The sequence below is a fragment of the uncultured Muriicola sp. genome (genome assembly GCF_947258935.1).
Lineage (GTDB): Bacteria > Bacteroidota > Bacteroidia > Flavobacteriales > Flavobacteriaceae > Muriicola.
This window is the reverse complement of sequence record NZ_CAMYKH010000047.1, coordinates 1-8,689: the sequence shown is the minus strand read 5'-3', so window position 1 is coordinate 8,689 and position 8,689 is coordinate 1. Positions and strand designations below refer to the sequence as shown.

8 protein-coding genes and 1 pseudogene are annotated in these 8,689 nt (G+C 40.7%); 2 read left to right on the top strand and 7 right to left on the bottom strand.

All coding sequences use genetic code 11. The features are described 5' to 3' along the window. Window positions 1-87: 87 nt before the first annotated feature. On the bottom strand, window positions 88-861 hold the full coding sequence (locus tag Q0X72_RS09170) for a nitrilase family protein (RefSeq protein ID WP_297764371.1): 774 nt from the start codon (window positions 859-861) through the stop codon (window positions 88-90). 12 nt (window positions 862-873) lie between these two features. Beyond that, window positions 874-1,347, bottom strand: a complete 474-nt coding sequence (locus Q0X72_RS09165; protein ID WP_297764369.1) for an ankyrin repeat domain-containing protein — start codon at window positions 1,345-1,347, stop codon at window positions 874-876. A 71-nt stretch (window positions 1,348-1,418) separates the two neighbouring features. Here Q0X72_RS09165 and Q0X72_RS09160 point away from each other — a divergent pair, with 71 nt between their 5' ends. Beyond that, the gene (locus Q0X72_RS09160; protein ID WP_297764367.1) at window positions 1,419-1,805 is read left to right on the top strand and encodes a DUF2237 family protein; all 387 of its coding nucleotides are present in this window, start codon (window positions 1,419-1,421) and stop codon (window positions 1,803-1,805) included. Window positions 1,806-1,815: 10 nt separating this feature from the next. Here the strand turns inward: Q0X72_RS09160 and Q0X72_RS09155 are convergent, their stop codons facing one another. Continuing rightward, window positions 1,816-3,144 carry a DUF5689 domain-containing protein gene (locus Q0X72_RS09155; protein ID WP_297764364.1) on the bottom strand — a complete coding sequence of 443 codons (1,329 nt, stop codon included), beginning with the start codon at window positions 3,142-3,144 and terminating at the stop codon, window positions 1,816-1,818. A gap of 53 nt (window positions 3,145-3,197) precedes the next feature. After that, window positions 3,198-5,897, bottom strand: a complete 2,700-nt coding sequence (locus tag Q0X72_RS09150; RefSeq protein WP_297764362.1) for a TonB-dependent receptor — start codon at window positions 5,895-5,897, stop codon at window positions 3,198-3,200. Window positions 5,898-6,102: 205 nt separating this feature from the next. Between Q0X72_RS09150 and Q0X72_RS09145 the strand changes: the two genes are divergently transcribed. Continuing rightward, on the top strand, window positions 6,103-7,155 hold the full coding sequence (locus Q0X72_RS09145; RefSeq protein WP_297764361.1) for an endonuclease/exonuclease/phosphatase family protein: 1,053 nt from the start codon (window positions 6,103-6,105) through the stop codon (window positions 7,153-7,155). Here Q0X72_RS09145 and Q0X72_RS09140 read toward each other — a convergent pair. From Q0X72_RS09140 to Q0X72_RS09130, 3 genes and pseudogenes are all read right to left on the bottom strand, one after another. Further along, a complete protein-coding gene (locus Q0X72_RS09140; RefSeq protein ID WP_297764359.1) occupies window positions 7,138-7,731 on the bottom strand; it encodes a DUF1080 domain-containing protein in 594 nt (197 codons plus the stop codon). The two genes, Q0X72_RS09145 and Q0X72_RS09140, sit on opposite strands and share 18 nt — an antisense overlap. 12 nt (window positions 7,732-7,743) lie before the next feature. After that, window positions 7,744-8,199: a hypothetical protein gene (locus Q0X72_RS09135; RefSeq protein WP_297764356.1), complete on the bottom strand. Its 456-nt coding sequence runs from the start codon at window positions 8,197-8,199 to the stop codon at window positions 7,744-7,746. Between the two features lie 91 nt (window positions 8,200-8,290). Then, window positions 8,291-8,689, bottom strand: a pseudogene (locus Q0X72_RS09130) (TonB-dependent receptor); the annotation flags it as partial.

The following is an 8,689-nucleotide window of genomic DNA, read 5'->3' as shown; positions in this document are numbered from 1 at the left end:
TCCTAGAAAAATTACAACCTGAAAAGATCGTGTATTTCCCTCAGGAGATAGAAGTTAGAGCCAATTGGGAGCTAGAACAGATCTTCCCTATTGAAGAGTAAAATGGTCCCTGTCCTCCAGGAATTGCAACTTAGCTCTGGTAGCAATGAGGTCTTCCTTTTTGATAATTGTATGTAGCACCTCATCTTTTGTTGAAAATTCCAATTGTGTTCCAAGTGCATCGTAACAAGCTGAGTGGCCTACATATTCATGATTATTATCATCTTTCCCAATTCTGTTAGCCCCAATGCAATATGCCATGTTCTCTATGGCTCTTGCCTTTAAAAGGGTATCCCATGCTGTGATCCTTGGTTTAGGCCAGTTGGCAACATACAACAAGAGATCATAGCCTTGTGTATTTCTGGACCATACAGGGAAACGAAGATCATAACATATCAAAGGACATATTTTAAAGCCTTTATAATCCACTATAAGTAGCTCCTTCCCTGAAGCGTACGTTAGGTGTTCTCCTGCAAGGGTAAAGGTATGCCGCTTATCATAATACTGATAGTTGCCATTGGGCTCAACAAAGAAAAGCCGATTTGTATACTGTCCATTTTCATAAAATGGAATACTTCCTACAACTGCCGCCTCCGTCGTTTGAGCCTCAAACTTCATCCATTGCAGTGTTTTGATACCTTCATTTTTGTCAATGGCTTCCGGGGTCATAGTAAAGCCTGTTGTAAACATTTCGGGCAGAACAATTAGGTCTACCGCCTTTTCTATGGCACGGATCTTCTCTGAAAACCATGCTCTGTTCTTTCCAGGATCTTGCCAGAATAAGGAGGTTTGTATTAAAGCGATAGAGAGTTGAAGATCCATTGTGTTTTGGTCCTATTTACGAGTTAAAATATCTTCAAAATGAACAAAGCCCTGCATTCTGGCATGATCTAAGGCAGAATTACCACGGGCATCCTTGATGTCCACATTGGCCCCATGTGCTATTAGCAGGCGGGCTATTTCAGGTTGGTTAAAGGTGATAGCAAAGATAAGGCAGCTGGCACCCATGGTATTGGTGGTATTTACATTGGCTCCTGCTTTCATTAATAGTTCCGCTATTTCCACGTATCCTTTAAAACAGACCCCCATTAAAGCGGTATTGCCCACCCCGTCTTTCTCATCTACCAGGGCTCCGTGCTCCAATAATGATCTAACAATTGCGCCATGATTGTAATAAGCTGCTAAAATTAAGGGGGTAGAACCTCGCTGATCTTTGGTATGAACAAGATCAGGTTGCTCCTTAAGTGCTTTGTCTACTTCCTTCAGATCACCTTGTCTGATCGCATTAAAAAAAGATTCTTGTTGCATACTCCTAAATATAAAAAAACAGGCTTCAACTTTTCAAATGTAGGCTATAATTTTATACCGTATATTGTGGTATGAAAGAGAAAGTTTTTAATGTCTTTGGGATGCCCCTGGAGCCATGCTGCTATGATCCAATGACCGGGTATTTCAGGGATGGTTTTTGTAAAACAATGGATTCGGACACTGGCACCCACGTGCTTTGTGCAAGGGTTACTGCCGAATTTCTTGCCTATTCTAAAGAGCACGGAAATGACCTCACAACTCCCATACCACAATGGCAATTTCCGGGTCTTAAACCCGGCGATCAATGGTGTTTGTGTATCTCAAGATGGATCGAAGCAGAAAATGCAGGAGTAGCTCCTCCAGTTGTACTAGAAGCAACTCACCAAAAGGCCCTGGACTATACAACGCTTGAAAAACTAGTGGAATACGCCTATACTTCGCGTGCTTCCAAAACCTGAAATCCGTATCTTAATCTCTGACACCGGGGGAAAAGTCCTGGGGTGCGTTTTGTGGCTGATTTATGGTCCCTGCACTTCCGGTATCATTGTATAATGTCCATTCTGAAAAGGTATACCCCGTATTCCCTCTCTGAACGAATGTATTTCGTACAGCACGACCATCTTCAAATTCATGATTCGTCCCAGAACCATCTTCCCCAACCACCCCAAAAACATCGATTACATTCCCGAATGGATCAACCAACACAAGGTTATCATCACCATTGGAATCGGCCGGACTATTAAGTCCCGCTTCCATATCTGGCACAACCCCATAGATCTGTTCAAAAGATTCAGCATTTGAAGCTATTACAATTGTATGACCAGAATACATAATACGACCGCTAAGGTCTAAAGTGGAGCCCAGAGTAGTATTGCCATTGGTATATCTATCGAGGTGCCATCCATTGAGTGATAAAGAATCATTCCCTGAATAAAATAGTTCTACAAAACGAGCAGTACTAGCATTATCCGGATCTGCAAGTTCTGAGATAAATACATGGTCTGAGGTAAACTCCGTGATCAAGTCTTCACAGCGTTCCTTATTAAAGTTCAGATCTGCCTGAGATCTTACAATCAATTGTGGCACCTCATTTTCCGGATAATAAATTCCTGTGATGGTGCCCATACCTTCGGGTAGTATTTCCTGTGAAAAATCTGCATAGCCACTATTGAGCAACAGCAGTTGCTGGTCATTACAATCTATCAGGATTCGTTTAGACATTTCTTCCGCAACTGCATATGACCCTCCCAATTCTTCTTCACTGAATTCAATGTTTTCTATCGTAACCAAGGTATTCGCGTGTTGAAACTCAAGATCTTCTATTGTTGAAACGAAAGGAACTATTACAGATTCTTTTTCGCAGCTCTTTTCAAAGTGCTTACCTATAGCATGTGTGGGAATCCTGCCTACAATAAAGTTGCCAAAAGATGTATAGGCACTACCTAATTTGAAAATTGCTTTGGTCCTTCCCAGATATAGCCCCTTCAAATGAATATACACCTTATCTCCAGGAGAAAAACGTAAATAAGAATCGCGAAGATCCACTTCTATTTGAATTCCCGTTGTGGGATTACTAGCCTTATCCTGAATATGTATGGTATTGAAGAAATTTCCCGATTCATCAGAAGATATCACGTACCCTTCAAGTACTAAATCTTCCAATATTTTTTTAGTACTACCTTGATACAGATCATAAACGTTTTGAAAAGTAGTATTCGGCTTTATGTCAATGCTACAAGCTGATGATGGCGGTTCCCAATCATCTGAACGGATGCAAGCAACGAGAAATACCATCATTAAAATGGTTAAAATTCTATATGGTTTAAGTAGAGACATGGTCCGGAAAATATTTAAAAACTAATTGCAACATTGAGAAAAAAGGTTCTTCCAAAGCCATACCAATATTTGGGACCAAATGAAGGGCTTCCACTTAGATTATCCTGAACCATCTGTCCATAATTCCCATTTCTACTTTGCTCAAACCCACCTGTTTTATAGTTGGTGTCCAATACATTGTTTATACTGCAAAAAACACTGATGTAATGATCATTATACAACCATGACTTACCTCCAATAAGATTAAGTAGGTAAACAGATGGAAGCGATTTTTGTTCAAGCATCGCTCTTATTCTTTCTTCTGAAGCCTCAGGAAATGCCATCCCAGTATTTGGATCAATTTTAAAGCTTGATGTTCGAGTTATCATTGCAATATCAATAAAATTATTAGCCAGATAATTTGCTGTTCCGGCTATCCACCAATAAGATGGATCTCTGTATTCCATCCCAACTGAAAGGGCGGTTTGAGGACCTTGGGAAATACGATAGTTTTTAATGCCGGCAATACCTAAATCAATAGTTCCTTCACTACGCTGGAGATCTTCACTGGCCCCTTCGGAATCGAAATTGATGGTTACATTAGGGTCACTTGCATATTGATGTAAGCCAATGGCTGTCACAAAAGATGCTTTAGTTGTTGGTGACAGATCATAAACTACACCTATTTCTACCCCCTTGTGAAGTCTATCTAAGCCTGTTGCAACTTCCTGCACAAAATCGGATCCAACTCCGGCATCTACATAAAAGAAATTTATCTCAGTTGTGTTTTGAAACCGTGTATAATAAGAGGACGCCCTTGCGGTAAGTTTTGGCATTCGGAGTAGATAGGTCAGATCAACACTATTCACTTTTTCATTCGAAATGTTGGGAACTGTCTCATTATTCTCCCTGGGATTAATAAATAATGACTTCAAGAGAGGGGCTCGTGTGCCCAGAAATGCATGGGCTTTGAACCAATGCCGTGAAGTAAGCCTATACGACAGTCCTCCTTTTAAAGAACTGTTGTGAAAGAGCTTCAATTCCCCTTCTCCAAGGGAGTTTTGTAAGTAACGCTCATTTAAGAAAAGCCCGTTTCTTTGAAAATCTCTTGCTGCATAATCCCCCGCGACAAAAATGTCCCATTGTTTCCAAAAAAAACGGGCTTGTAAAAAACTTTCCCAATAATGAGTATTGATGGTATAATTATAATTGAAGATCTCATTCTGTTCCTTGCTAAGAGAGCCATTTACATCATTGCGAGTATTTGAAAAAGGATCACTGTCTAATAGTTCCTTTCCACCTAAAAGGTCTCTGGTCCTTGCAAAACTCTGCCTCTCTGAACGCTGAAAACTAATACCGGTATCTATTTTGAACTTTTGGCCCAATGCAAGATTCATCAGTACATTACCGGTAAGTGACCTTTCATTGTTTACATCATCATACCAGACGTAAGCAGCATTTTGTTGCCGTGAATCTCTACTATTCGCTTCATATAATGTAGGCCATGGCCATTGTGAATTTTCCAGTAATGCTTCTTTTGCCTGATTTGCTCCAATAAAATTTGCCCCAATCGGACTGTTGATATAATAGCTCGGCATATACCTGTAGTAGGTAGGATCAGGGTTTGGAGCATCGTAATATCCTACCCTGCTGCTGGCAATTTCTCCAGATTGATGTGCCAAAGCCGCCCTTATTTGCATATCGCCCGACTTGTATTTATAGTACATCATCCATATTGGTTCATGAAGGGTTCTGATTCTCGATGATCTTAATGAGCCATCCTGCCACCCCCAGTAAGGATTGTATTTTGGTCCCAGTAAGGTGACTACCTCATCTGTAAGTGCCGCAGATCTTCCTCTGCTATTGTAGGCATTGATCATAGCCATTCCCAAAGTATGTTTTGATAAAAAAGTATAGTCTACAGCCGAAAACAAAGAATAGGCATTGTAATGTGTTCCATCTAAATACCCTTCTTGTGCCCAGCGACGTGAAATTGATAAAGTGTATGCCAGGCTTTTGTTTCGAATCCCCGAATGGTAGGTTGCCATGACCCGATTCCTGTATGTTCTGTTAGAAGTGGCTGCCGAAAAGCGCAAACCCGGTCTTGCATTGGATGGTGACATGTCTATGGAGGTACTTCCCAATAGGCCTCCAAAAGCATTCTCGGAGCCAGAAAGGCCATAGTCTAATTCCTGACTCCGTGTAGCATCATTGAGTCCGCCCCAATTATTCCATTGTGGTCTACCATCCCAGGTGCGATTCATGGGTATACCATTGATGAGGACCTTACCTTCATTGGAATCGTATCCGCGTACTTTAAAATAAACCTGACTAAAATCAAAAGCTGCCCTGGAAAGAAATACATCGCGTGTTGCTTGTAATAAACCTGAGGCAGTTTCGAGGGTAGTATTATCAAAAAGGTCTGCTTCCGTTAGCGCTATCAAATTGTCTGTTTTTTCAATTGCTAAATTTTGCTCCATATAGATTGGACCTATATGAATACTATCAGTTTCCAGGAATACGGGATAGTATTTAGTAATCATGTTTGTTGCGGAGAAGATCAATTGCTGCTGCCCTTTTAATTCTGTTCGTAGGATAAATTCTCCTTTCTCATTAGTACGAGTTTCTTCATTACTTACTTCCAATTGCACAACAATATCCTGCAGGGATCTTTGATTTCGGTACTCCAACACCACTCCGGTAATAAAATTAGACTGAGCTTTTCCGCTGGGCATAAAAAACAAACTCAAAACGCTCCCTATTAAGAGAGCAAATCTGAATTGTTCTGACATATTGTAACACCTCTTCATAATTAGACAGGATAAATACTGTACTATCATTTTCACCAGGACCAAAATAATGGCAGGTGCTGCAACCCCCTTGCATCTTTGAATACTACCTTGGGCATTAGATCAAAAGGATGGTCAAAATCAAATAATAATGAGTGTCTTAAGGATGTGTATATTTCTGTTTTGTGGCCTGGTAATAAGTGCGCAAGACAAAAATTTGTATCAAATACATACTATCGCCTTTTACAACGCGGAAAATTTATTTGACACCTTAAAAGATTCCCTTGTATTTGATGACGCTTTTACCCCGGAAGGTTCATTTCACTGGACCCAGGAACGTTATAAGAAGAAAATTGAAAACCTGGCAAAAGTGATTAGCGGAATTGGAGAAAGATATAGAATGAGACCGCCAGATGTCATCGGACTATGTGAAGTAGAAAATCTGAAGGTATTGCAAGATCTTGTTGCACATCCCGTATTACGCAATTTCAATTACGGGATCATTCACCAGGATGGTCCTGATGAACGTGGTATTGATGTAGCCATGTTATTCAATAAGAGAACTTTTCTTCCGGTAGCTATTAAACAACACTCCCTACAACTTTTAAATGAACAGAGATTTCGGGAATACACTAGAAATCAACTAGTGGTGTATGGCTTCCTGGACAATGAAGCTTTCTATCTTATTGTAAATCACTGGCCGTCCCGTCGTGGTGGTGAAACAAGAAGCAGACCCCATAGAATTGCCGCTGCCGAATTGAATCTAAGCATCATTGATTCCATAGAACAAATAGCGTTTGCTCCCAGGATCATAGGTATGGGAGATTTTAATGATAATCCTACAGACTACAGCTTTATAAAAGTTCTTCGAACAAAAGGAAAGTCAAAAGATCTGAAAGATCAGGAACTCTTTAATCCTATGGAACAATTATTTTTAAAGGGAGAAGGAAGTTTGGCTTATCGCGACCGATGGAGCCTCTTCGACCAGTTTTACGTTAGCGGGAATTTAAGGAATGGTAATGCGCCAATGCAAGTTTGGAAGGCTGGTATATATAATCCTCCATTTTTAAAGATACAACAGGGGCCTTACAAAGGATATCCTCTAAGGACCTATGCTGGAGGACGTTATACTGGCGGTTATAGTGATCATTTTCCGGTCTATATGTATTTGATAAAGCAGCAGTCTTTACTCGGGAACAATTAATTTAATATTCCGCCACTTTACTTTAATGCCTCCACCGTCATGGATCTGTAGCGCTATGGAGCCTTCCCCGGCGCCAATGGCCTTATCATTAATGCTGACCATCTGTACCCCATTGAGCCATGAGGTAAGTTGATCTCCCATTACCCGGATCTTTAAGGTATTCCACTGTCCTTCTCTTAAGATCAGTTCCTTTTCCACCTCCGGCTTAACAAGCCAGCCACGGCCGTAGGATTCATAGACGCCCCCGGTGTGTTTTCCTTTGGGAGCCACCTCAACCTGCCAGCCACTTACCTTGGTGCCTTCTACTGTTGATCTGATAAATACCCCGCTGTTGCCATCCGCTTCCTGTAAGAATTCCAGGCTTACTTCAAAATCTTTATACGATTCATCTGTAGCCAGATAACCATATTGGGCATCGGGTCCACTTTCTGAGACCAAAAGGCCATCTTCCACATACCATTTTTCGGTGCCATAGATTGTCCAGCCTGTGAGGTCTTCCCCATTAAAAAGTGATCTTTCCTGGGCTAATAAAATGACTGAAAACAGGCAGGCTGCAAGTGTGTATATATATTTCATAGTATGTTGATTTTAATTAAACCATTGTGCCCAGGGTATACGACTTAAAATAAGCACTAATCCCAGTCCGTAGAATATGGCAATACTTTTAAATTTCTTGTTTCCTTCCATAAACTTCTTGTGCCTGGACCAGCCAATAGTGATCAGAACAACGGCTACAATATTTATTAATGGGTGTTCTACTGCCAATAAACGGGCTGCAGAATTAAGGCCTCCCATCCCCAGGGTTTTAACAGCATAGAAACCGCTTGAAGAGATAAAATAAAGCAATAGGCCCACCACTAGTTGCAGATGACAAAGGATAAGGGCAAACAGGCTTAACCGATAGTCCTTTTCCAGGGTGAACATACGTTTGCTGATAAGACCTGTAATGGCATTTGCTACAGCGAGAAACAAAAGGGCCAGGACTATATAGGCAAAATAGGAATGTAAAACAGATATCCAATCTGTCATAAGACTGTTTTCCATAGTAATTTATTTAGGGTTTAAATGTACTAATTTTTGGGCATTAAAAACCCCGCCGGTTGGCGGGGTTCTATAAAATAACCTGTAAGGATTCTTAGTTAAAGATATAGCGAAGTCCAACTTGTGCTTGCCATCTGGAACTTTGGATCCCGTTATCGTCTAACTGTACCAAACGAGCTGGCAATTCAGTATCAAACGAGAATTCCGGATCTGGTCCTGCAGTTTCTGTTCTTAACAAAGCTACCTCGCTACCAATAAATTTCTTCTTACCCCACTCCTCATTCAATAAGTTAGTAAAGTTAAAGATATCTATTGAGAACTGGAAAGTGTGTTTTTTAGGACCTCCAAAGTTCATTGAGAAATCTTGTAATAATTTCAGGTCAATGATGTTGCTCCAGGCTCCGTCATCTCCATTACGCTCAGCATATTTTCCTCTTCTGCTATTCAGGTATTCGTTACCACTGATAAAAGCATCTAAAGCTGCCCATTGTGC